This window comes from Mammaliicoccus sp. Dog046 (assembly GCF_034039665.1).
Classification (GTDB): Bacteria; Bacillota; Bacilli; order Staphylococcales; family Staphylococcaceae; genus Mammaliicoccus.
The window spans coordinates 1,291,797-1,314,845 of sequence record NZ_CP120131.1 but is presented as its reverse complement, the minus strand read 5'-3'; the positions used below and the strand labels follow the sequence as shown (position 1 = coordinate 1,314,845).

24 protein-coding genes and 1 riboswitch are annotated in these 23,049 nt (G+C 32.2%); of the genes, 2 read left to right on the top strand and 22 right to left on the bottom strand.

Annotated features, from left to right (window positions below; all coding sequences use genetic code 11):
- Positions 1-2 precede the first annotated feature (2 nt).
- From P3U32_RS06680 to cmk, 14 genes are all read right to left on the bottom strand, one after another.
- Complete coding sequence (locus P3U32_RS06680; protein ID WP_323702329.1) at positions 3-1,241, bottom strand: tetratricopeptide repeat protein; 1,239 nt, start codon at positions 1,239-1,241, stop codon at positions 3-5.
- A 14-nt stretch (positions 1,242-1,255) separates the two neighbouring features.
- Complete coding sequence (gene aroB, locus P3U32_RS06675) at positions 1,256-2,329, bottom strand: 3-dehydroquinate synthase (protein ID WP_323704851.1); 1,074 nt, start codon at positions 2,327-2,329, stop codon at positions 1,256-1,258.
- Between the two features lie 8 nt (positions 2,330-2,337).
- Positions 2,338-3,504, bottom strand: a complete 1,167-nt coding sequence (gene aroC / locus P3U32_RS06670; RefSeq protein ID WP_323702328.1) for a chorismate synthase — start codon at positions 3,502-3,504, stop codon at positions 2,338-2,340.
- Positions 3,505-3,624: 120 nt separating this feature from the next.
- Positions 3,625-4,074: a nucleoside-diphosphate kinase gene (gene ndk / locus P3U32_RS06665; protein ID WP_323702327.1), complete on the bottom strand. Its 450-nt coding sequence runs from the start codon at positions 4,072-4,074 to the stop codon at positions 3,625-3,627.
- 74 nt (positions 4,075-4,148) lie between these two features.
- A complete protein-coding gene (locus P3U32_RS06660) occupies positions 4,149-5,111 on the bottom strand; it encodes a polyprenyl synthetase family protein (RefSeq protein ID WP_323702326.1) in 963 nt (320 codons plus the stop codon).
- A gap of 12 nt (positions 5,112-5,123) precedes the next feature.
- Entirely contained in the window at positions 5,124-5,828 is a 705-nt protein-coding gene (locus tag P3U32_RS06655; protein ID WP_323702325.1) for a demethylmenaquinone methyltransferase, read from the bottom strand.
- A gap of 37 nt (positions 5,829-5,865) precedes the next feature.
- Complete coding sequence (locus P3U32_RS06650; protein ID WP_323702324.1) at positions 5,866-6,336, bottom strand: hypothetical protein; 471 nt, start codon at positions 6,334-6,336, stop codon at positions 5,866-5,868.
- A gap of 153 nt (positions 6,337-6,489) precedes the next feature.
- Complete coding sequence (locus P3U32_RS06645; protein WP_016912122.1) at positions 6,490-6,762, bottom strand: HU family DNA-binding protein; 273 nt, start codon at positions 6,760-6,762, stop codon at positions 6,490-6,492.
- Between the two features lie 127 nt (positions 6,763-6,889).
- A complete protein-coding gene (locus tag P3U32_RS06640; protein WP_323702323.1) occupies positions 6,890-7,615 on the bottom strand; it encodes a YphF family lipoprotein in 726 nt (241 codons plus the stop codon).
- On the bottom strand, positions 7,608-7,814 hold the full coding sequence (locus P3U32_RS06635) for a DUF2768 domain-containing protein (RefSeq protein WP_323702322.1): 207 nt from the start codon (positions 7,812-7,814) through the stop codon (positions 7,608-7,610). The genes P3U32_RS06640 and P3U32_RS06635 overlap by 8 nt, the downstream gene beginning before the upstream one ends.
- A 17-nt stretch (positions 7,815-7,831) precedes the next feature.
- Positions 7,832-8,836 carry an NAD(P)H-dependent glycerol-3-phosphate dehydrogenase gene (locus P3U32_RS06630; protein ID WP_323702321.1) on the bottom strand — a complete coding sequence of 335 codons (1,005 nt, stop codon included), beginning with the start codon at positions 8,834-8,836 and terminating at the stop codon, positions 7,832-7,834.
- Between the two features lie 19 nt (positions 8,837-8,855).
- Positions 8,856-10,166: a ribosome biogenesis GTPase Der gene (gene der / locus P3U32_RS06625; RefSeq protein WP_323702320.1), complete on the bottom strand. Its 1,311-nt coding sequence runs from the start codon at positions 10,164-10,166 to the stop codon at positions 8,856-8,858.
- 182 nt (positions 10,167-10,348) lie between these two features.
- Positions 10,349-11,509: a 30S ribosomal protein S1 gene (rpsA, locus tag P3U32_RS06620; protein ID WP_323702319.1), complete on the bottom strand. Its 1,161-nt coding sequence runs from the start codon at positions 11,507-11,509 to the stop codon at positions 10,349-10,351.
- 78 nt (positions 11,510-11,587) lie between these two features.
- Positions 11,588-12,241, bottom strand: a complete 654-nt coding sequence (gene cmk / locus P3U32_RS06615) for a (d)CMP kinase (protein ID WP_323702318.1) — start codon at positions 12,239-12,241, stop codon at positions 11,588-11,590.
- A 74-nt stretch (positions 12,242-12,315) separates the two neighbouring features.
- Here cmk and P3U32_RS06610 point away from each other — a divergent pair, with 74 nt between their 5' ends.
- Positions 12,316-13,284 carry an asparaginase gene (locus P3U32_RS06610; RefSeq protein WP_323702317.1) on the top strand — a complete coding sequence of 323 codons (969 nt, stop codon included), beginning with the start codon at positions 12,316-12,318 and terminating at the stop codon, positions 13,282-13,284.
- A 48-nt stretch (positions 13,285-13,332) separates the two neighbouring features.
- Here P3U32_RS06610 and P3U32_RS06605 read toward each other — a convergent pair whose 3' ends face one another.
- From P3U32_RS06605 to P3U32_RS06585, 5 genes are all read right to left on the bottom strand, one after another.
- Positions 13,333-14,319 (bottom strand): YpdA family putative bacillithiol disulfide reductase, encoded by a 987-nt coding sequence (locus P3U32_RS06605; RefSeq protein ID WP_323702316.1) that lies wholly within the window; start codon positions 14,317-14,319, stop codon positions 13,333-13,335.
- A 146-nt stretch (positions 14,320-14,465) separates the two neighbouring features.
- Complete coding sequence (locus P3U32_RS06600) at positions 14,466-15,107, bottom strand: CBS domain-containing protein (protein WP_323702315.1); 642 nt, start codon at positions 15,105-15,107, stop codon at positions 14,466-14,468.
- 24 nt (positions 15,108-15,131) lie between these two features.
- A complete protein-coding gene (locus P3U32_RS06595; RefSeq protein ID WP_323702314.1) occupies positions 15,132-16,853 on the bottom strand; it encodes a LysM peptidoglycan-binding domain-containing protein in 1,722 nt (573 codons plus the stop codon).
- Positions 16,854-16,951: 98 nt separating this feature from the next.
- Entirely contained in the window at positions 16,952-18,328 is a 1,377-nt protein-coding gene (locus P3U32_RS06590; protein WP_323702313.1) for a RecQ family ATP-dependent DNA helicase, read from the bottom strand.
- Entirely contained in the window at positions 18,318-19,265 is a 948-nt protein-coding gene (locus P3U32_RS06585) for a helix-turn-helix domain-containing protein (protein WP_323702312.1), read from the bottom strand. Before P3U32_RS06585 ends, P3U32_RS06590 begins: the two co-directional genes overlap by 11 nt.
- A 104-nt stretch (positions 19,266-19,369) precedes the next feature.
- Here P3U32_RS06585 and P3U32_RS06580 point away from each other — a divergent pair, with 104 nt between their 5' ends.
- Positions 19,370-19,618 (top strand): ferredoxin, encoded by a 249-nt coding sequence (locus tag P3U32_RS06580; protein ID WP_016913182.1) that lies wholly within the window; start codon positions 19,370-19,372, stop codon positions 19,616-19,618.
- Between the two features lie 124 nt (positions 19,619-19,742).
- On the opposite strand, the gene P3U32_RS06575 is transcribed toward P3U32_RS06580, so the two are convergent.
- From P3U32_RS06575 to P3U32_RS06565, 3 genes are all read right to left on the bottom strand, one after another.
- On the bottom strand, positions 19,743-20,294 hold the full coding sequence (locus P3U32_RS06575; RefSeq protein WP_323702311.1) for an ECF transporter S component: 552 nt from the start codon (positions 20,292-20,294) through the stop codon (positions 19,743-19,745).
- 78 nt (positions 20,295-20,372) lie between these two features.
- Positions 20,373-20,502, bottom strand: a riboswitch (FMN riboswitch).
- 74 nt (positions 20,503-20,576) lie between these two features.
- The gene (locus tag P3U32_RS06570) at positions 20,577-22,319 is read right to left on the bottom strand and encodes an ATP-binding protein (protein ID WP_323702310.1); all 1,743 of its coding nucleotides are present in this window, start codon (positions 22,317-22,319) and stop codon (positions 20,577-20,579) included.
- On the bottom strand, positions 22,319-23,026 hold the full coding sequence (locus P3U32_RS06565; protein ID WP_323702309.1) for a response regulator transcription factor: 708 nt from the start codon (positions 23,024-23,026) through the stop codon (positions 22,319-22,321). The genes P3U32_RS06570 and P3U32_RS06565 overlap by 1 nt, the downstream gene beginning before the upstream one ends.
- Positions 23,027-23,049: the final 23 nt, after the last annotated feature.

The following is a 23,049-nucleotide window of genomic DNA, read 5'->3' as shown; positions in this document are numbered from 1 at the left end:
ACTTATAATAAGCTTTCAAATTCTTGATCCCAATATGGATTTTCAGGATCAAGTTTGCGTACTGATGCTAAAATGTTTTTAGCTTGTTCGATATTACCTATTTCAATTAAATAATGGTAGTAATCGTTTAAGTAATCTACATTTTGAGATAAGTCTGGATAAGCTAGTTCAAAGAAGTGTTGTGCTTCTTTATCTCTTTCTTCTACTCCAAATCCATAAGCAATGTGCCAAGAGACAACTGGATCGATATCATCTTCATCTATATATGTTAATAAATTAATGAGACCAGTTGTATTATCTTTTTCACGATAATAATCAGCTAATATGATGGCAGCTTCAGTATATGATGGATCTACTGTTAATGCATCTTGTAATAGAATTGCACCATGTTCATCATTTGTAGATAACATTAATCGTGCAGTATCTGTCATCAATTCTTTATAATAAGCATTTAAACGAAGACCTTCTTTACCGATTTCAATAGCTTTTTCATAATCTTTTTCAGATTCATGAATTTGAAGTAAATAATGATATGCCTGCATAAAGTCAGGGTCTTTTTGTAATAATTTTTCTAATTGTTTAATTGCTTCACGTGTTAAATCATTTTTTTGGTAGCTGATTGCTTGTTTGAAATAATCTTCAGCAGTCATATCCATTTCAGAAACATTTTCATAATATTGAATGGCTTCCTCATATGCACCACTTTGTAAACTTGCATCCGCCATACGTGCATATATTGAAATACCATTTATAATATCTTCACCTGTTTGGGTAATAGATTCATAATGTGTCATTGCTTTTAAATACTGACCATCGAAGTAGTACATTTCTGCCAACGCAAATGTGATAATCATGTCATCTGGTTCAATTTCTTTAGCTTCGATTAGCTTCTCAATACCGACCTCAAATAAACCTTGTTGTTGATATAAGTCTGCTTCTAGTAATAACTTTTCAGTTGAAGGCGGACTGTTATATAGTACTTCGTGTGCTCTATCTAAATCATTTTGATCGATAAGGCCCTCGATATAATAAACAAGTAATTCATTTTCATCAGGATATAACAAATATAGTTCTTCGAATATTTTTACACCTTGATCAACGATACCATATTTATATAGTGTTTCACCTAGCATAAATAACGCATCATGATCATCAGATTGCAATACTCTATTTACTTTTTCATCTAATTGATCGATATTTTTCATATGAATATCATCAATTACTTTATATACATCTTCCATTAGTAGGACTCCTTCTAATCGTTTATTAGCGCTTTTAGTTCGCTAAATGCTTTTATGACTTCGTCTTTAGAAACGGATTCAATTGTAAACGATGATTCTCCGGTTTGTAAAACCATTTGAATTGTTTGTCCAATATTCTTTTTATCTTTTTTCATATAGTCAAATATCAATTCTATGTCTGCTTGATTAATAATATTAAGTGGATAACCTAATTCTTTTAAATAATTGATGAAAATAAAAATACTATCACAGTTATCATATAAACTTTTATTTTTATTGATTACTTTTTGGAATAGTATACCAATCATCACAGCTTCACCGTGTGCAATTTTAGTTAAGTATTCTAAACCATGTCCAAATGTGTGACCTAAATTTAAATGTTTACGTACGCCACCTTCAAACTCATCTTCTACTACAATTTTCAATTTAGTTTCTATACCCATTTTTAAAAATGAAGCGATGTCTTCTAATTGAACGAGCTCTTTGATAGATGGGTATACATCCATTAATTTATGCTGTTCTGCTTCACCATTTAAAATTGCGTGTTTATATATTTCACCATATCCACTTCTAACTTCAACATGTGGTAGTGTATCAAGAAACTTCAGGTCGTAAATAACAGCTTGTGGTCTATGGAAGGCACCTATTAAATTTTTACCAACTGATGCATTGATGCCTACTTTTCCACCTATTGCAGAATCATGTGCAAGTAATGTCGTTGGAATTTGTATAAAATCAAGACCTCTTAATAATGTAGATGCTAAAAATCCAACAAAATCTCCAGTTGCACCACCGCCAATTGCAATTAATTGTGATTGGCGTGTGATGTTAAGAGATAATAGCTTTTCACTTATAGATTCGAAGTATGAGAGTTGTTTACATGCTTCACCACTCATAATCGTTAAATATTTAATATCAAGTTGACCTAGATGTTCTTTAATATAGTCTTTATGATATCTATAAACATCTTGATCAATTAAAACGATATTTTGTTCATTTTCTTTTAAGTAATGTTTCAATTCAGCTAAAGCATTTTGTTTTAATATTATAGGATAGTTATTATCTTTATATGTCGTTTCGAATTTCATTTCATCACCTAGAAGTTCAAATTCCAATTACGATGATTCTGAATCGCTTCTTGTAATTGGTCGATATGATTTGACTGATATTCTTCAGTTAGTGCTTTTGCAATTTCAAATGCAATAACGTGCTCACATACAACACTTGCTGCAGGAACTGCACAACTATCTGAACGTTCGATTGTCGCTTTAAAGCTTTCCTTAGAATCTATATCTACAGAATTTAAAGGTTTATAAAGTGTAGGTATTGGTTTCATTACACCATTAATTACAATTGGCATACCATTAGACATACCACCTTCTAGTCCACCAAGATGATTTGATAAGCGATGGTAACCTAGTTCATTATCGTAAGCAATTTCGTCTTGTATTTCGCTTCCTGGTTTTTCAGCTGCTTTGAATCCTTCACCAAAACTTACACCTTTGAAAGCATTAATACTAACAACTGCTTGAGATAATCTACCATCAAGTTTACGGTCGTAATGAACATAGCTACCGATTCCTGCTGGCATATTTTCTACGACAACTTCAACGATTCCACCAATTGAATCGCCATCTTTTTTCGCTTCATCAATTCTGTCTCTCATTTTTTGTGCGACATCATCATTGATACAACGCACATCATTATGATCGATGTTCTCTTTCACTTCATCAAGTGTGTATTCAAAATCGTCTTTAACGCCACCAATTTCAATTACTCTTGAATAAATATCAATATTAAGTTCTTTTAATAGTATTTTAGAAACTGCACCTACTGCAACTCTTGCCGCTGTTTCTCGAGCTGAAGAACGCTCAAGTACATTTCTTAAATCTCTATGATTGTATTTCATACCGCCAACCAAATCTGCATGTCCGGGACGAGGTTTAGTTATTACGCGTTTCATATTATCTAATTCTTCTTCAGTTAATGGATCTGCACCCATTATTTTCCTCCAGTGTTTAAAGTCATCATTTTTTACGATGAGTGTAATAGGGCTACCTAATGTATAACCATGTCTCACACCTGAAACAATTTCAACAGCATCTTTTTCAATTTGCATACGACGTCCACGTCCGTAACCGCCTTGACGTTTAAACATTTCTTCGTTAATTTCATTGACGTCTATTTTTAAATTTGCTGGAACACCTTCTATAATGACAGTTAGTTGTGGTCCATGTGATTCACCAGATGTTAAGTAACGCATATTATCTCTCCCTACTGTTATATAAATATAAGACTAATCATATCATATTTAACGCGTTAAATTAACAAAAAGAAAGGAATAGTTCAACAAAATTTTTGTTGAACTATTCCTTAATATGTATTACTCGTAAACCCATATTTCATTATTTAGTTTATAATCAATCAGTTCAGATTCTTTGAACCATAAACCAATTTCACGTTCAGCTGATTCATTTGAATCTGATCCGTGAATTACATTTCTACCTAAATCGATACCATAATCGCCTCTAATAGTTCCAGGTGATGCTTGCGTAGGGTTTGTTGTACCAACGATTGTTCTTGTTACTTCTACGACATCTTTACCTTCAACTACCATTGCAAATACTGGTCCTGAAGTTATAAAGTTTACAAGTTTATTAAAGAATGGTTTCTCTACATGTTCAGCATAATGTTCTTTAGCTAATTCTTCGTCAGCTTGATATAACTTAGCAGCTACAAGTTTTAATCCTTTACTTTCAATTCTTGTAATTACTTCACCGATTAAATTTCTTTGTACTGCATCAGGTTTAATCATTAAAAAAGTTCTTTCCATTACGTAATCCCTACCTTTGTTTTAGTAAATCCAAAATAAGTTTATCACTGTAATGATATACTTGCAAGCGCTTTCTAATGGTTTCTATCACTAATTTTACTAATAATTTCGCGCAACATTTTTTTGCCGAAATCATTGTCTAAAGAATCAATGAGCTTTTCTGCTTTATGTAAATATTGATTACTTACTGATTTTGCTTTTTGTAATTCAGGTGAAGTAATAATTTCATCAACCAGCGCATCAAAAGTTTCATCTGAACTTTGAGCATTGAGTTCATTAATACGATTTTTAAATTGAGGTGACTGTTTCATTCTCAATAAGACAGGTAAAGTCAAATGACCATTTCTTAAATCTGATCCAACAGGTTTACCGAGTTTCTTTTCACTACTTGTAAAATCTAATATATCATCAACAATTTGATAACTCATACCAATGTAGTAACCAATTTTCGTCAATTTATTGACAGTTTCTTCATCTGCTCTAGCACTATATGCACCTAGTTGAGTTGATAAAGATATTAACAGTGCCGTTTTACGTTTTATACGTCGTAAATAGTTTGTGATGGATTGATTAGAAACAAATTGGTCTTCAAATTGAAACAACTCGCCTATACACACTTCCAAAATACCATTCGCCAAATGTTCATGTAGTTTAGGATGTTCAATCGTACTAACAGCATTTAAAGATTGAGACAGTAAATAATTGCCTGTTAATACTGCAGTTTGGACATCCCACTTTTTTGCAATTGTTGGATTTCCTCTACGTTTATCACTTTTATCAATTACATCATCATGAACTAGGCTAGCCATGTGGATGAGCTCAAGTGTTGTTGCAATAGTAATGACATCCTTAGAGTAGCTGTTACCAAATTGACTCGCAATTAAAGTGAATAATGGTCTTATGCGTTTACCACCCGATGAAAGTAAGTATTGGCAAGCTTCATTGATTGTCTTCTGATCACTATCAATATACTTATTAATTTCTTTTTCTATTTCTTTAACTTCTCTATTTAAATGAATTTTTGTCTTGTCATACATGTAATCACCTTGTTATTTAGGTTTATAAGCTAAATGCATTGCTGAAACGCCACCGGTAAAGCTTTTAACTTTAATTCTTTCATAACCAACATCGGCGAACATTTCGGCTAGTTCCTTTTTACCAGGAAAACTTTCAGCAGATTCTTGTAACCAATTATATTCCTTTAATGATTTTGCAAATAACTTACCGAATAACGGCATGATATTTTTAAAGTAAAACTTATATAGCTGTTTGAATACTGGTAATGTAGGTTGACTCGTTTCTAGACATACTACCATACCACCTGGTTTTACTACTCTTTTTAATTCGCTAAGTACATGCTTATAGTCTGGCACATTTCTTAGGCCAAATCCAATTGTAACGTAATCAAATTCATTATCTTCGAATGGAAGTTGCATTGCATCTCCATGTATCAAATGTATATTTGCCATATTATCAGTTTTTTCTTTACCGACTTCAAGCATGTTTTCACTGAAATCTATACCTACTACTTCTCCGTATGGACCAACTGCGTGACTCAATTGTATTGTCCAATCTGCTGTACCACAACAAACGTCCAAAGCTTTTGATCCTGGTTGAACGTTCATTTGTTTCATTGTATATTTGCGCCAACGTTTATGTTGTTCAAAGCTAATGATATTGTTTAATGTATCATACTTACCTGAAATATTTTGAAAAACATCATGTACATGTTCTGACTTAGATTTATTATCCAATTTATATTCATTCCTTTAAATTTAAAAATATTGTTCTTTAATTGTAATGTGCGAAGATTTCTTCTTTTATTTGGTCTTTATTAAAATCAATATTATAGTAATCGATCATTGTGATTATAAAAATTGATTCTATGTCTTTAATTAATGTTTCTTTATCAATACCAATTTCATGCTGTAATGTTTGTTTAAGTTCATTTTGTTTACTGATTGCCTGTGTCATTACATCTAAAAATTGTAAGTCTTGATTTAAAGTGGCACATTTATAAAAATATGCACTTACAAGATCACCAATTAATATATTTTGATAAGAGACGTTACTTTCTCCAATTTGATCCAAAAAGCGCATTGAGGCATCAATAGATAAAGTAGCCAATTTTGCATATGTATCGACTGGGATATCATTTAATGCTTTAGCAATAATAGGATTAGTTGCTGGGATTTGGCTGTTTTTAACGCCCTTTAATAAATTTGCAATTTCTTTATTATAAATTTTTTCAATCGTATCCATCTTATCACCTCAATATTATCACCTATATATCTTAACACTAAGTGATATGAAATGAAAATGCAGAGTTAACAAAACATATAAAAAAGACTGTCAATAAAGTCCAATGACCTTATTGACAGTCTTTGCCTTTTAGAAAGGCATTGATGCGTTTAATTATTTAACAGCATCTTTTAATGCTTTACCTGCTTTAAAAGCTGGAACTTTGCTTGCAGGGATATCAATCTCTTTACCAGTTTGTGGGTTACGTCCTTTACGAGCAGCTCTTTCGCGTACTTCGAAGTTACCGAAACCAATTAGTTGAACTTTTTCACCGTCAGATAAAGATTTTTGAATTGATTCGAACACTGCGTCTACAGCAAGACCGGCTTCTTTTTTAGTTAAATTAGCTTTCTCACTTACTGAATTGATTAATTCTGTTTTGTTCATTTCAATTTCACCTCCCAAAAGGTTATCTAATGATATGTATAAATACCATTATGATAAGACTTTAACACAACAACTACTGTCACTGCAACGATTTAAAGGCCATAAATCAGCATTTTCTCTATTTTTATTAATATTTTTTCACTTTTGATTTAAAAATAGGTTCATTTTTGTCATTAATTGTAAATTCAGGTGAATAAGCCGGCAATATTGGAGAATCCTTATACAATAAGTATCGAATATCCGTTCCAGGCTTCGGAAGATTTTTTTCCTTTTTAATTGCTTTTGCTAAGTCCAATCGATAATCAATGACAAAGTCATTACCACCATTCATATATACTGGTAGGCGTTCGTTACTATATGGACTTGGAACTGTTGGTTTTTTCTTGAAACCATATTTCTTATATTCAATTTCGTATACATTAGGCGCGACTTTCTTACCAAGTTGTAATGGTTTTCCACTTGCGTCTATACGTATTCTAATATCTTTTAAAACTTCTGAAGTTCTTAAATCAATTAAATTCACGGTTGGATCTTTATCTACATTCATAATGACATATTGATAAATGCCACCATTTTCAAATGAATTGCCAGGCAATTGAGATAAAAATTTCGGTTTTAATTTATTAAAATCTACAGGGTGTTTTAAATAAATTGAATAACTATCATTTCGTTCTTTTATTGGCAACAAACCTTGGTTTGACTTATGGTATTCATCAACTGCGGTTTGAACCATGTTAAGTTGATCTTTAGCAGGTACTTGATTTTCCGCCTTTTCTTTATCAGGAAAAGCACAGGCACTTAGGAAAGTCGTACATATTATAATGAGTGATATTATCTTCTTATATTTAAGCATGACTTGAACCACCTAATACGACAATCATAAAGATACCAGCTGCTATTAATGAAATAACAGCAAGTACCATAGTTATACTACTTAGTATTCTGTTTTTTAATTTAAATCTTGATAAATAAACGAGTATCATGGCTAATATCATAAATCCAATTGAATAAAATGATACCCACATTAAATCCATTCTTGAAATATCAAACATTTAAATACCCCTCTTGCTTAAATATTCTCTGACTTTTTGTCTCTTTCCATTAGTTCTTTAACACCTTCAGAAACAGGATAATCTTCGAATAACACTCTATATAAGCTAGATGTAATTGGCATTTCTACATCATATTCTTTTGCTAAGTTGTATGCTGCTTCTGTCGTTCTTACACCTTCAACAATCATGTTCATTTCTTCTAATGCTTCGTCTAAAGTCGCCCCTTGACCTAACATATTTCCACATTTCCAATTTCGTGAATGAACAGATGTACAAGTTACGATTAAGTCACCTATTCCACCAAGACCTAGGAATGTCATTGGATCTGCACCCATTTTTACACCTAAACGTGTAATTTCAGCTAAACCTCTAGTAATTAACGCTGCTTTAGCATTATCTCCATAGCCAATACCATCAGTAATACCAGCAGCAAGTGCGATAATATTTTTAAGGGCACCACCGATTTCAATACCAACTAAATCATTATTAGTATATACACGGAAATAATCAGTCATAAATAAGTCTTGTGCAAGTTTTGCTACTTCATTATTCACAGAAGAAACTGAAACAGTAGTTGGATGTTTAATGGCAACTTCTTCAGCATGACTTGGACCTGATAATACGGCAATACCTCCATTAATTTTAGAATCAATAGACTCATCAATCATTTCAGAGATACGTTTGAATGTGCCTGGTTCAATTCCTTTAGAAACATGAATAAATACTTTTTTACCATAAGCAATTTGGTTAATGTTTTCAGTTACTTCACGAATTGCTTTTGTAGGTACGGCAATAATGTATATAGAAGCATGATGTACAGCGTCTTTCAACTCTGTCGTTGCTTTTATGTTTTCATTAAAAACGATATCCTTTAAGTATTTACTATTCATATGATTGTTATTAATATCATTAATTGTTTCTTCAGTTTTACCCCACATTAATACACTATGTTGGTTATCTGCTAACACATTTGCTAAAGCAGTACCCCAACTTCCTGTACCAAACACCGTTATATTTGTCATTGTCATCATTCCTTTGCAATTAGTTTCTTTTTCTTGAAATTAAATGAACAGGCGTACCTTCAAATCCGAATGCATCTCTTATTCTGTTTTCTAAGAAACGTTTATATGAGAAATGCATTAGTTCTACATCATTTACAAACACTACAAATGTAGGAGGCTGTATAGCAACTTGAGTTGCATAGAAAATGTTTAATCGTTGACCATTACTAGTTGGTGTCGGATTCATAGCTACTGCATCTGTAATAACTTCATTTAATGTTGAGCTTTGAACACGTTTTCTATGGTTTTCATTCGCCATTGTGATTAATGGGAATAATGTTTTTAAACGTGATTTTTCTAATGCTGAAACAAATGCGATTGGCGCATAGTCTAAGAATTGGAAGTTATCTCGAACTTTTTCTTCGAATTTCTTCATTGTCTTAGAATCTTTTTCTACTGTATCCCACTTATTCACGACAATAATAATTGCTTTACCTGCTTCATGAGCATATCCGGCAACCTTTTTGTCTTGTTCGATGATACCTTCTTCAGCATCAATCACGACAAGTACAACATTTGATCTTTCGATTGCTTTTAAAGCTCTTAAGACTGAATATTTTTCAGTGCTTTCATAAACTTTACCTTTCTTACGCATACCAGCAGTATCAATCATCACATATTCTTGTTCGTCATAAGTATATAGTGTATCAATTGCATCTCTTGTTGTTCCTGCTATTGGTGAAACAATGACTCTATCTTCACCTAAAATGGCATTGATTAAACTTGATTTACCAACGTTTGGTCTACCTATTAGAGATAATCTAATTGTTTCGTCATCGTAATCAGGTTCGTCATCTTCAGGAAAATGTTTTGCAGCTTCGTCTAATAAATCTCCAAGTCCTAAACCATGTGATCCCGAGATAGGGAATGGTTCACCGAATCCTAATGAATAGAAATCATAAATTTCACTTCTCATTTCAGGATTGTCGATTTTATTTACAGCTAGTACGACAGGTTTATTAGATTTGTATAGTATTTTCGCAACCATTTCATCTGCTTGCGTTACACCTTCTCTACCGTTAGCCATAAAGATAATAACATCCGCTTCATCAATGGCTACTTCTGCTTGTGCTCTAATTTGTTGTTGGAATGGTTCATCTCCTAAATCAATACCACCTGTATCAATTAAATTAAAATCATGTGTTAACCATTCACCACTTGAATATATTCTATCTCTTGTTATACCTGGTGTATCTTCAACTATTGATACGCGTTCACCAATAATTCTATTAAAAATTGTAGATTTCCCTACATTAGGCTTACCTACAATTGCTATAATGGGTTTCGTCATAAACCGTCTTCCTCTCATTCATAATCTTTTTTATTTTAACATAACATCACTGATTAGCCTATGAAATTAAAAGGACTGTATTACATTTCAAATAAAAACAGCTTTCATTATTAGGATTCACCTTTATAATGAGAGCTGTTTGATAATTGAGCAAGTTATATCTCAGGTTTAATATTTTTAAATTACTTTAATTTAAAGTCTTTTAATTTATCTCCAAATACATCACCTAAAGTTGGATTATCTTCATCATTGTCTTCTTGATTTAAGTATGATTCATCATAATCATTTTCTTGTTCGATTGTATCTTTTATTGATAATGAAACACGTTGATCATCTTTATCAATTGCTAATATTTTAACTTGTACGTCTTGACCTTTTTCTAAAACTTCTTCAGGGTTACCAATATGCTCATGGCTAATTTGTGAAATATGCACTAAACCTTGAATACCGTTTGCGATTTCTACAAATGCACCGAATTGTGCTAATCGTACTACTTTACCTGGAACAATGTCACCAACATTAAATTGTGAATCAATTTGTTCAAATGGACTTGGTAAAGTATCCTTTATTGATAATGAAATACGTTCAGCTTCTCTATCAACTGCGCGCACTTTAACTTTAACTTTATCGCCGACTTTAACAACTTCTTCAGGTGTCTTCACATGATCGTGAGAAATTTCAGAAACATGTACTAAACCATCTACGCCACCTAAATCAATAAATGCACCGAAGTTTGCTAAACGTGCGACTTTACCTTCTAACACATCTCCTTGAGAAATGTTATTTAATAATTCTTCTTTTTTAGAACTTAATGCTTCTTGTTCTACTTTTTTATGACTTAAAATTACTCGATTGTTTGTTTGATCTAATTCTTCAACTTTAAGATCTAACACTTTACCTAAGTAATCAGAGAAATCATCTATATAATTTACTGAGATTAAAGACGCAGGAATAAATCCGCGTATACCAGCATCAACAACTAAACCGCCTTTAACTACTTCAGTTACTTCAGCACTAATGACTTCATCTTTTTCTAATATTTCTTGTAATTTTTCATATGATAGATTTTCATCTAATTGACGTTTAGAAAGTATATAGTGACCACTTTCTTCGTTTTGTTCTATTTTTGTTACAAAGGCTTCTATTTCGTCACCAATATTGACGACTTCATTAGCTGTTTCGATGTGTTGAGTTGACAGTTGGCTAATTGGTATGATGCCATCAAATTTACCACCTACTATGTGCACCACTACGTGCTTATCTTCTATTTGTTGCACAGTACCTTTTACTTTGTCACCTTCTTGCACTTCATTTATCATGGATTCGTTGAATTCTTCCGTCATCAAAATTGCCTCCTTTAAATAAATTTCATATTATTAACTTCTTATAAAGAAGCTAAATTGTCAAGAAATTCGTACTATTTACACCATTTTATCTTTTGCTAAAGCAACAATCTCATTTGTTACTTCTTCAATTGATAATCCAGTTGTATCAATACTGATTGCATCAACTGCTTTAACTAGAGGTGAAATCTCTCTATTCATGTCGTACTGATCACGACGTTCAATATCAAGTTTCAAACTTTCTAGGTCTGATTCAATGCCTCTTAATTCATTATCTTTCAATCTTCTTTGTGCACGTTCTTCTACTGAAGCAATCATATAAACCTTTAATTCTGCGTCTGGTAATACAGTAGTTCCAATATCTCTACCATCCATAACGACATTCTTTTCGTCTGCTAATCTTTGTTGTTCATCTACTAGAAAAGATCTTACAGGTTCTTTAGAAGCAACGTATGATACTTTTTCAGTAACATCGTTTTCTCTAATTCTTTCAGATACATCTCTACCATTTAATAATACACGTTGTCCATTTTTTAAAACAATTTTCAAATCAATTTCTTTAACAAGACGGTCAAAATCTTCAGTTGCTTGTTCTATGTAATAAAGTGTAATCGCTCTATACATCGCACCAGTATCCACATATATCATTTTAAAACGTTCTGCTACAAGTTTAGCAATTGTACTCTTTCCAGCTGCTGCTGGTCCATCTATTGCAATATTTATTTTTTTCATTTTAATAACCTCTCTTGTTCTTTAATCTTATATATTTTATCATAAATTATAAACATATGAATAGGAGGAAAGAAATGAAGAGAATATTAGTGATACATACAGGTGGCACAATCAGTATGTCAGAAGACAAAGATACAGGTAAAGTAGAAACAAATGAAGAACATCCAATGTACAGACATCAAGCATTCATTCAATCTTTAGGGGATATTACCGAAATTAATCCATTTCAAGTACCTTCTCCACATATGAACAATGAATATATCATCAAATTAAAAGACATTATTAGCCAATCTATCGAAAATAATGAATATGATGCCTTCGTAATTACACATGGTACAGACACATTAGAAGAAACAGCATATTTGCTAGATTTAACGCTAGATACAGAATTGCCAATCATTTTAACTGGTGCAATGCGTTCTTCAAATGAAATTGGTTCTGATGGCTTATACAACTATGTTTCCGCACTTAAGGTTGCTTCATCCGAAGATGCGAAAAACAAGGGTGTCATGGTTGTATTTAATGATGAGATTCACACAGCGAAGAATGTTACTAAAACACATACTTCAAATACAAGTACCTTCCAAAGTCCAAATTATGGACCAATAGGCAGTGTTACGAAAACTAATGTTACGTTCCATCATCAGCCTTTCCATAATCGTAAATTACCAGAAATTGATCCTTCAATTAAAATTGCGATTATAAAAGCACATATGGATTTATCTAGTGACATTTTCAATTTCTTAGTAGAACAACAATATGATGGCGTCATCATAGAAGCACTTGGACAAGGTAACATGCCTCCAACAGCTTTAGAGGGTATCAATAATGTACTAACGGCGCAAATACCTGTAGTTATGGTCTCAAGATCATTTAATGGCGTTGTAGAAGGTACATATGCCTATGACGGTGGCGGATATCAGTTACAACAAATGGGGATTATCTTATCTAATGGTTTAAATGGTCAAAAAGCACGACTAAAACTATTAGTAGGACTAAGTAATCATTTAAACAAAGAAGGATTAATTAAATATTTTGCTTAATTCAAAAAACCTTATTTGTTGATATTGATCAACAAATAAGGTTTTTAATTATGATTCTAAAGGTGTTTGCTTTTTACGTTCGATATCTTGTGCAATTGTTCCACCGTGAAACTTGCCATTCTCAATAAATATTGTATTCGCATCATTACCTGCTGCGATTACTCCGGCAATATATAAATTGTCCACATTAGATTCCATTGTATCCTTATTAAATGACGGCGCTGTGCCAAATTCATTAGTGATTGTTTCTACACCACATGATTCTAAAAATTGATAATCAGGATGATATCCAATCATTGCGAATACAAAATCATTTTTAATGGTATAAGATTGACCGTTTTTACTAAATGTTAATGTATCTTCATCAATACGTTCTACTTCACTGTTAAAGTGCATTGAAATCTTCTCGTGTTTCGCAAGAGATTCGAAGTTTGGTAGAATCCATGGTTTAATACTCTTAGAATATTCAGACCCTCTATAAAGTACCGTTACATTCGCCCCGGCTTTTTCTAATTCTATCGCTGCATCTACTGCGGAGTTCTTCCCGCCGATAATAACGACATTTTGATTGAAATATGGATGCGCTTCTTTAAAATAGTGCATGACTTTACTAAGTTCTTGTCCTTCGACTTCTAGCTTGTTTGGTTGACCGTAGTAACCCGTAGCAATCGTTAAGAATCTAACTTTATATGTTTGTTTAGTAGTTGAAACGAGAAATCTATTATCTACTTTTTTTACTGTTAATACTTCTTCAAAAGTACGTATATCTAACTGATGATGTTTCACTACTTCTCTATAATATACAAGTGCTTGATTTCTTTTCGGTTTCAAATCTTCAACAATAAAAGGAACATCACCTATACCAAGCTTATCGCTTGAAGAGAAAAATGTCTGGTGCGTCGGATAATTATATATCGCATCAACGACATTACCTTTTTCAATTACTACTGTTTGAATACCTTTTCGTTTTTGTTCAATTGCGGCACTTAATCCACATGGTCCGCCACCGATGATTAGACTTTCAAATTCTTGCATAACGTTCACTCCTTATAATATCCTCAATCATTATATCAAGAAATATTAAATAGTAAAACGAATTGAAAACATGACTTTGCTTTAATTGTACATAAATACATAAAAAAACAGCATGCTATATTAATATAGCATGCTGTTTTTTTATTTTATTGTTCTTCATTTACATCTAGAACTTTAAAACCATTTTTAGATAAATACTTAATGAATTTCTTAATATTACTTGATGGTGCTACTTTAATGATCATTCGACGATACATTTTATCTGTCTCATCAAATGTAACAAAAGAAATCGTGTTTAATTTGTACTTTGCAATGATACTAGATAATCGTTTAATACGACCTTCAGCCTCTACAGATGTGATTGCAATTCTTACACCTTTCTGTTTCATACCAAATGCGGATTTAAACTGTTCCATTACATCATATCTCGTCACAACACCAAGAAAATCATTTTCATCATTTGTAACAGCGATTATAGGAAAGTCTTGTAAGTTTAACAATGACTCTTCTACAACTAGATTTTCATTTAAAGAATATAAGTCTAATGTTAATATTTCTTCAATGAGTGCGCCTTCGACGAATTCATCTCTCGAAACATTTTCTTTCTTAAAGAAATAATGTCTAAATATATTGTAACGTGTGACCATTCCAATATATTTACCATTTTGAACGACTGGTAGACCATCAATCCCGTGATGTTCTAGTTTATCCAGTGCAGATTCTACAGTGTCTTTTGGATTTGCAATATAACACTTTTCTTTCGGTATCATGATATTCGTCAAATACATAAATCCATCCCCTTTTGTTTATGTCTATGGTATTACTAAATCCTGACCTTGTGAAATATCATTGCCAGAAATACCATTTGCTTGTCTGATTTTTTCTACATTCTCTGGTGAACCACTACCATAGTATTGAATTGCGATACGATATAAATTCTCTTTACCAGTTACAGTATGAGACTCCTGTGACTGATTTTGAGATTGTGATTGACTTTGATCAGTTGCGCTTGATTGGTTGCTTTGGTTATTTGCAGCATCTTCAGCAGCGTTTTGAACGTCTTCACTTTGTAAAGTATTACTATTTTGATTTGTATTCTGATCTTGCGTTGAAGCTTGATCTTGGTTTGTTGCTTGGCTATTATCTTCAGTTGACGCGTTATCTGTAGTGTTTTGATCAGTTGAATTATTCGCTGATTGTTCACTATTTTGTTTGTCTTGTTCTTCTTTAGCTTGTTTATCTTTTTGTTCTTGTGCTTTATCTTTCTCTTCTTGCGCTTTGTCTTTTTCTTTATTTTCTCTATCTTTTGCAGCTTGTTCATCTGCTTTTTTCTTAGCAGCACTATCTGTTTGTTCAGTTTTTTCAGCAAGTTCTTTTCCATTATCTTTGTTCGCACCATTTAAATACATACCTAAGAATAATGCTAAAGCACCTAAAATAAGTATTGCTGCAATAATTGGAATGATTGCTTTCTTGAATTTATTAGAATCGCCATCGTTTCCGCTACCATTTCCATCACTTGGAGGTGTACCACCGCCAGCAGCTCCAGCTCCTACACCAGCAGCGCCAACGCCACTTGCAACTGCTGCACCTTTTTTACGGCTTGATTTATCGTTTTTATCTTGCTTATTGTTATCAGTATTCTTATTTCCTTTTTTCGATGCTGCTAATCCAGCTGCACCTGCTCCGGCTGCAGCAGTTCCAGCAACAGCGGCTTTTTTACCTTTAGAACCATCTTTAGGTTGGTTCTCTTGGTCTTTTGATTGATCAGAATTGTCTTGCTTGTTATTATCAGGATTTTTATCTCCTTTTTTCGATGCTGCTAATCCAGCTGCACCTGCTCCGGCTGCAGCAGTTCCGGCAACAGCGGCTTTTTTACCTTTAGAACCATCTTTAGATTGGTTCTCTTGGTCTTTTGACTGATCAGCGTTATCTGGCTTATTGTTATCAGTATTTTTATTTCCTTTTTTTGATGCTGCTAGTCCAGCGGCACCGGCACCTGCTGCGGCAGTTCCAGCAACAGCGGCTTTTTTGCCATTAGAATCATTATCTGATTTATTATATTCTTCAGGTTTATCAGTTAATGATTTTTTACGACGCTTTTTATTTTTATGTTGATCATTTTCTTTAGCATGATTAGTTTCTTTAGAATGTTTAGTTGAAGAAGCTGGTGTAATTGGTGCCGACGCTTGTTTAGTCGGTTCCTTTTCTTGTACATCATTATTCTTATTGTCAACTTCATTCGTTTCTTTATTTGGTTCTTTAACATCTTCAGGACTAGTTTGTGCTTTTCTTTGCTTGTTTGCTTCTTCTTTTCGTCGTTGTCTTCTTAAAGCACCTCTAGGTGGATACTGTTGATCTTGCTTATTCCTTTGCTTATCATCTTGTTTTGTTTCTTCTAAATCTTTCCGATTTGATTGACTGTTCAAGTTTGTCTCTTCGGTGTTTTTAACTTCATCATTTACCTTGTCTTCAGGTTTTCCTATCGGTTGACGACTTTTTTCAAATTCGTCTTTAAAATTATCTTTAGACAATAAACTCACCTCATCATTATCTGTTTTATTTAAAATATAAATCTCATATTGAATTATACTTCATTATATCCCTGTTCAACTTATCAAGTAAAGCAATCCTAACAAAATATTGCATTTAACCTATTTTCATATGTTGTTCTTCGTTTTACCTCAGCAATATTAGGTTCTTTTAATAAATTTACATTTTCACAATTGTCACAACACGATTCATTTTGGACAATATTTTCATTAAAATAGTTCATTAAGTATGTTCTTCGACATTTATCTAAATATGCATAGTTTTTCATATATTGATAGGCATACAATTTTTGATTTTGTTCTGCTTGTATTTTTGATTTTAATTGATTTAAAGGATAAAGTTCAAGGAGATACTTAATACTTTGCGTTGCCTCCTCATTTAACTGATACCCTTGTTCATAAAGATTAAGCATATCAATATCAAATGCATGGTCGTTTGCTAGATGTTCTAAAATTGCTAGATCCCTAGCAGTAAATAAACTGATTGCCTGCGAGGAAAAACCATCTCTACCAGCTCTGCCTACTTCTTGTACATATTTAGAAGGTGACGTTGGTAAATGATAATGAATAACAGTTCGTACATCGGGCTTATTTATTCCCATACCAAAGGCACTCGTTGCGACGATTATTTTGATATCATTACTTATGAATTGTGTTTGAACTGTCGTTCTTTCTTGATAATCTAAATCCCCATGATATATCCCAGTAAGATAACCTTGATTATAAATACGTTCAGCTAATTCGTGACATTTTTTCTTAGAGGATACATAAATGATGGTAGGACCAGATTCTTTTATCATGTTCAATAAATAACTATCTTTATCTTCTTCATTTTCAAAATTAAAATGATGATAAGCAATATTTTGACGGTTTAAAGTTTCAACATGTGTAATAAATTCTCTTTTAGTTATTTCTTTAATGTCTTCCATCATTTTAGAAGTTAACGTCGCAGATAATGCTATAACTTGTGAGCTATTGAAGAATGTTGTCACTTTAGACACAAGCGCATAATGTGGTCTAAAATCAAACCCCCATTCACTTAAACAATGTGCTTCATCTAGAACAATATATTGAAATGCCAAACGCTTAAAATGTTTGAAATTATGTTCTTCATATATAAATTCTGGACTACAAAATATAAATTGATATTTATCTAACTGATTAAATATTTCTTGTTTTTCATCTCTTTCTAGTGCTGAGTGAATTGCGACTACATTTTTCTCGCCATTTAATTTCATTTGTACAACTTGATCATCCATTAATGAAATTAAAGGTGAGATAATCAGTACTCTTCCACCAGTGATATATGCTGGTAATTGATAGCACAAACTTTTTCCGGCACCAGTTGAAAGTACGCTTAACACATCATTTCCGTCTAATATACTTGTAACAGTTTCTTCTTGTCCTTGCCTAAAAGTTTCATAACCAAAATATTTTTTTAGTTCTTCATGTAACATTTAAACCCTCCATTGCATATATGGCATACATCAATTTAAGTTCAAAATAATCTATGTCGTTCGTGTTTTCATAATAATATTTTAATGATTGATTGGGCATTTGTTCAAACACTTTTATAAATTGATTGTATTTTTCATTACTGATAAACAGATTTTTATTTGTTAAGTAACCTTTAATATACATTTCAACAATATGATCATGTATCGTATGTGTCTTTACTCTTTTTATATCTGCTAATTGAGCAATATCTTGTGTTTTCTGAAGTAATTGATATGTAGTTACCGTTTGTTGATGAAGTAAAGGTAAATGTTTTATTTGAGAAAGTACTGGATATTTCATTTCATCACTTATACTCACTTGCACAAACTGATATTCTTCTAACAAGTGACACCCCAACGAATGTAATGATATATCTTCCAATAAAGCAATTTGTTCAAGTGTATAAGGTGTTTCACGATAACCAGCAAGTAAGTAATGCAAGTACACATGATTAAATTCATCATTGCTGTCTTTAAAGAGTTGATATACTTCATTTATAAAATCATCTTCACGATGATCTTTAATTGCTATGTAAATTTTCTTTGCTTCATGTTGAATTGATTTATTGTTAAATAAAGGTTGATAAGTCGTTTGTTCATGCTTTTTTTGACTCACCATTTGAATTAATAGTAATAAAGTACCCACTGTTTCAACAGCCTGACTATAAAAGTAATTCCCGATTATAGGCTGAACTTGATTGTTACTAGATTGTTCAACAATATTTTCGAAATCATCATATTTTAAATTAGGTAAACATCCATAATATAATTTTAAATGTTCTATAGTAGCATCGAAGTATGTTTGATGCGTCTTCTTGCCAACCAAAATGTTGTAAATACTTTTATCCGTTTTTTGTTCGTGTTTCATTGAAAGAGCTTTTAAAACTATTTCTTGCACAGTTCTCACCTCATTTGATATAAAAGTGTTGAAAAAAAGAATGGTTATCACTAAAATAGGTATGTATGATAAGTGTAGCACGTTTTTTAAAGGAGGCGAAAATTTTGGCTAAATACACAATTGTAGATATGGATACGTGTATCGCATGTGGTGCATGTGGTGCAGCTGCCCCTGATATATATGATTATGATGATGAGGGTATCGCCTATGTGATATTAGATGATAATAAAGGAATCGAAGCTGTCCCTGAAGAATTACTTGAGGATATGGAAGATGCTTTTGAAGGTTGCCCTACTGACTCAATTAAGATTGCAGATGAATCGTTCGATGGAGATGCACTTAAATTCGAATAACATAGATTACTTTAAATTATAACACCAAACCGTAGTATACAAACTGACGATTTGGTGTTTTTGTTATATGAAAATATAAAACCGCCAATGACATTAAACAGTTTTAAAGTCATTGGCGGTTATTTTATTTATGGATGACCGTTCTCAATTTATCGATAATAAGGATAAATATCACCGATATGATAATACCTTTTATTAAATTGAAAGGTATAATACCAGCAGATACAATCATTTTTAAATTATTTGCTACATCAGCTAAATTCATTATTTGACCATATAAAGGTAATAACACAAAATAGTTCATGATACTCATAAATAAAGTCATTAATAATGTCCCGATGATTAATCCATATCCCATAAACGATTTCGTTTTTTTGATTTTATAGAAATAATATGTTGGTAACAACAAACAAACTGAAGCTAAAAAGTTAGCTGTATTTCCAACGGGTTCGTGTGAAACGATTAAAAAGTTTAAAATATTTTTAAATAAAGCCACTAATATTCCTGATACTGGTCCAAATGCAAATGTTGCTACAAGGACAGGTACATCACTAAAATCCATTGTTAAATATGGTGGAATAAATGGAAGTGGGAACTTCAAAAACATTAGTATAAAGCTAATTGCAATTAACATACTTACAGTGAGTAAGCGTTTCGTACTGTTTTGGTTTGACATGATAGACTCCTCCTATTCATCTCGCAAGAATAGGAGGAAAAAATCGCAAAATAAACCTAACAGCAGTTAGATTTTTTCCTCCATCTTCTCCCATCCAGACTTTAACTGTCGGCCTTAGATTTTCACTAAGTCAGCCATTTTGTTTTCACAAATTGGGTCGCGGGCTATAACCGCCGGTATGGAATTTCACCAAACCCCGAAGATGAATGTTATTAAATTTTTATTTTACGTATAGTATATTAGCATACCATGCAATTTTTTACATTAAATAAACTCATGAATTTAAAATTTAGGTAATTTTATTATAAATTGAGTACCTTTACCTTCAGTACTTTCTACATGAATCGTACCATTATGAGCATCTGTTATTTTTCTAACTATAAATAATCCTAACCCTGTACCGTGTTTCCCTCGCGTGCGAGAAGCATCTACTTTATAGAAACGATCGAAAATTTGTTCCAAATGTTCTTTCGCTATACCTACACCAGTATCAGTAACAGTGATTTTGAAATGATCGTCTGCAGTATCATTAAATACCACATTAATCGCATCATCTTTATGTGTATAACGGATGGCATTATCAATTAAATTCGTTAATATTTGTTCAATTCTATCACTATCACCAAACCAATTTTCTGCTTCACCGACATGCTTCACATTCAAATTCAATCCATTTTCTCTTGCTTGTGGTAAGAATTTCGTATCAATTTTGTTAATGAGACTCGTAATATTAAATGATTCTAAATTAACTTTAATACCTTCTGCATCCATTTTCGCTACTTCTAATAATTCATTAATTAAACGACTTAAACGTTTTGATTCATCTAAAATAATATACAAGAAGTCATCGACGTCTTTTTTATCAGTCACAACACCATCGACAATTGCTTCAGTATAACCTTGTAACATAGAAATTGGCGTACGCAATTCATGTGACACACTCGCGATAAAGTCTTTTTTCATTTGATCCATATGATGTTCTTCTGTCATATCTCTAATGATGACCACGATTCCTGAAGAACCGTCATTTTGAATACTTTCGATATAAGTTGAAATAACAACATAGTATTTATGACCTAACTCATACTCATGAAATTGAGTGTTTTTCGTTCTAAATGTATCGTTTCTTTGAATTGATAAATCAATATGATCGAATTCTTTCACTTCATTTAAAAATACATCGGCCTTAGTATTTGAGATGATAATCTCATTTTTATTATTGATACCTAGTACACCATCTATCATTGAATCAATTAACTTTTCTTGAATGTTGTTTTTCGATTTAACATCATCGATATTTTTTCTAATATCTTTACTCATCTTGTTAAATGCTAGTCCGAGTTCTCCAATTTCATCTCTTGAATTAACAGGTACTTTTTCAGTGTAATGCCCTTTCGCTACTTTGAACGCAGCATGCTTCAATTGAATGAGTGGTTTTGTAATTTTACTTGATAAGAAGAAAGCAAATACTGTACTAACTATTAATAATATAATAGCTGCTATGAGTATACTCAGTGTAACTACATGTTGCGCTTCATTGATTGAATTGATATCTTGAAATAAAAATATACCTGCATTATCACCATGAAAAGCTTGTGATGGATAACCTAGTAATAAATAGCGATGTTTTTCACCGTTATAACTTAAATTAATTTCTTTTATAACATGTTTATCACTTGTAAACACTTTATCAAATGCGTGGTTTGTTTTTATTTCATGATTCATCACTTCTTTTAAAGGATCATCTGAACTTTTCGTTAAATCATTTCTATCTTTAACAATGATGAGTCCAGCTGGATCTTCAACTAATACTTTTGCGTAATCGATAGCAGAGTCTTTTTCGTGAGAATTAAGAAGTAGCCTTTCAATTTTCGTAGCGTCATTATATAAATTTTCACCGGTTGAAGATGTATTATAAGATTGTAAAAATGTAATAAGAAAGCCACTTAATAAAAGTAAAACTGTCGTTACTATTAAAATAATAGATAACCACAGTTTTACAACAACACTATTTAACCGATTCATTATTCAGGAACCTCAAATTTATATCCAACGCCCCATACAGTATGAATCATTTGCGCTGCTTCTTCAGATACACGATTTAATTTCTCACGTAATCTCTTAACATGTGTATCTACAGTTCTTAAATCCCCATAAAATTCATAATGCCATACTTCTTTCAATAATTGTTCTCGATCGAAGACTTTGTCAGGCGATTTTGCTAAATACAATAATAATTCATATTCTTTAGGTGTTAAATTCACTTCTTTTTGATCAGCTAACACGCGATGTGCATCGTTATCAATAACTAAGTTTTCAAAGACAATTAAATCTTTGGCAGTATTCGATTGACTAACCATCGTGTGATTTGTAGCACGTCTTAATAGTGCCTTAACGCGTAACACAACTTCTCTTGGGGAGAATGGCTTAACGATATAATCGTCTGCTCCTGTTTCGAATCCTTCGACTCTATTATTTTCTTCACCTTTTGCTGTAAGCATAATAATTGGTGTCGATTTAGATTCTCGAATTCTTTTGCATACTTCCAGACCATCCATTTCAGGTAACATTAAATCTAATAGTATACAGTCATAATTTTCATTTAAAGCTTTATCCAGTGCAACAACACCATTTTCAGCTTCATCTGTTTCGTAACCTTCTCTTTCGAGATACATTTTTACTAATTTTCGAATTCTATCTTCATCATCTACAACTAAAATACGATCTGTCATACTTGTGTAACTCCTTCCAAGCC

Excerpts from the sequence above, each read along its gene's own strand:
- rpsA (WP_323702319.1), bottom strand. The coding sequence starts at position 11,509 with ATGACGGAAGAATTCAACGAATCCATGATAAATGAAGTGCAAGAAGGT.
- P3U32_RS06575 (WP_323702311.1), bottom strand. The coding sequence starts at position 20,294 with ATGTCAAACCAAAACAGTACGAAACGCTTACTCACTGTAAGTATGTTA.
- P3U32_RS06640 (WP_323702323.1), bottom strand. The coding sequence starts at position 7,615 with ATGCTTAAATATAAGAAGATAATATCACTCATTATAATATGTACGACT.
- aroC (WP_323702328.1), bottom strand. The coding sequence starts at position 3,504 with ATGCGTTACTTAACATCTGGTGAATCACATGGACCACAACTAACTGTC.
- aroB (WP_323704851.1), bottom strand. The coding sequence starts at position 2,329 with ATGAAATTCGAAACGACATATAAAGATAATAACTATCCTATAATATTA.
- P3U32_RS06635 (WP_323702322.1), bottom strand. The coding sequence starts at position 7,814 with ATGTTTGATATTTCAAGAATGGATTTAATGTGGGTATCATTTTATTCA.
- P3U32_RS06645 (WP_016912122.1), bottom strand. The coding sequence starts at position 6,762 with ATGAACAAAACAGAATTAATCAATTCAGTAAGTGAGAAAGCTAATTTA.
- ndk (WP_323702327.1), bottom strand. The coding sequence starts at position 4,074 with ATGGAAAGAACTTTTTTAATGATTAAACCTGATGCAGTACAAAGAAAT.
- P3U32_RS06565 (WP_323702309.1), bottom strand. The coding sequence starts at position 23,026 with ATGACAGATCGTATTTTAGTTGTAGATGATGAAGATAGAATTCGAAAA.
- P3U32_RS06600 (WP_323702315.1), bottom strand. The coding sequence starts at position 15,107 with ATGTATTTGACGAATATCATGATACCGAAAGAAAAGTGTTATATTGCA.
- cmk (WP_323702318.1), bottom strand. The coding sequence starts at position 12,241 with ATGAAAAAAATAAATATTGCAATAGATGGACCAGCAGCAGCTGGAAAG.
- der (WP_323702320.1), bottom strand. The coding sequence starts at position 10,166 with ATGACGAAACCCATTATAGCAATTGTAGGTAAGCCTAATGTAGGGAAA.
- P3U32_RS06630 (WP_323702321.1), bottom strand. The coding sequence starts at position 8,836 with ATGACAAATATAACGGTGTTTGGTACAGGAAGTTGGGGTACTGCTTTA.
- P3U32_RS06610 (WP_323702317.1), top strand. The coding sequence starts at position 12,316 with ATGAAGAGAATATTAGTGATACATACAGGTGGCACAATCAGTATGTCA.
- P3U32_RS06660 (WP_323702326.1), bottom strand. The coding sequence starts at position 5,111 with ATGTATGACAAGACAAAAATTCATTTAAATAGAGAAGTTAAAGAAATA.
- P3U32_RS06605 (WP_323702316.1), bottom strand. The coding sequence starts at position 14,319 with ATGCAAGAATTTGAAAGTCTAATCATCGGTGGCGGACCATGTGGATTA.
- P3U32_RS06570 (WP_323702310.1), bottom strand. The coding sequence starts at position 22,319 with ATGAATCGGTTAAATAGTGTTGTTGTAAAACTGTGGTTATCTATTATT.
- P3U32_RS06650 (WP_323702324.1), bottom strand. The coding sequence starts at position 6,336 with ATGGATACGATTGAAAAAATTTATAATAAAGAAATTGCAAATTTATTA.
- P3U32_RS06590 (WP_323702313.1), bottom strand. The coding sequence starts at position 18,328 with ATGTTACATGAAGAACTAAAAAAATATTTTGGTTATGAAACTTTTAGG.
- P3U32_RS06680 (WP_323702329.1), bottom strand. The coding sequence starts at position 1,241 with ATGGAAGATGTATATAAAGTAATTGATGATATTCATATGAAAAATATC.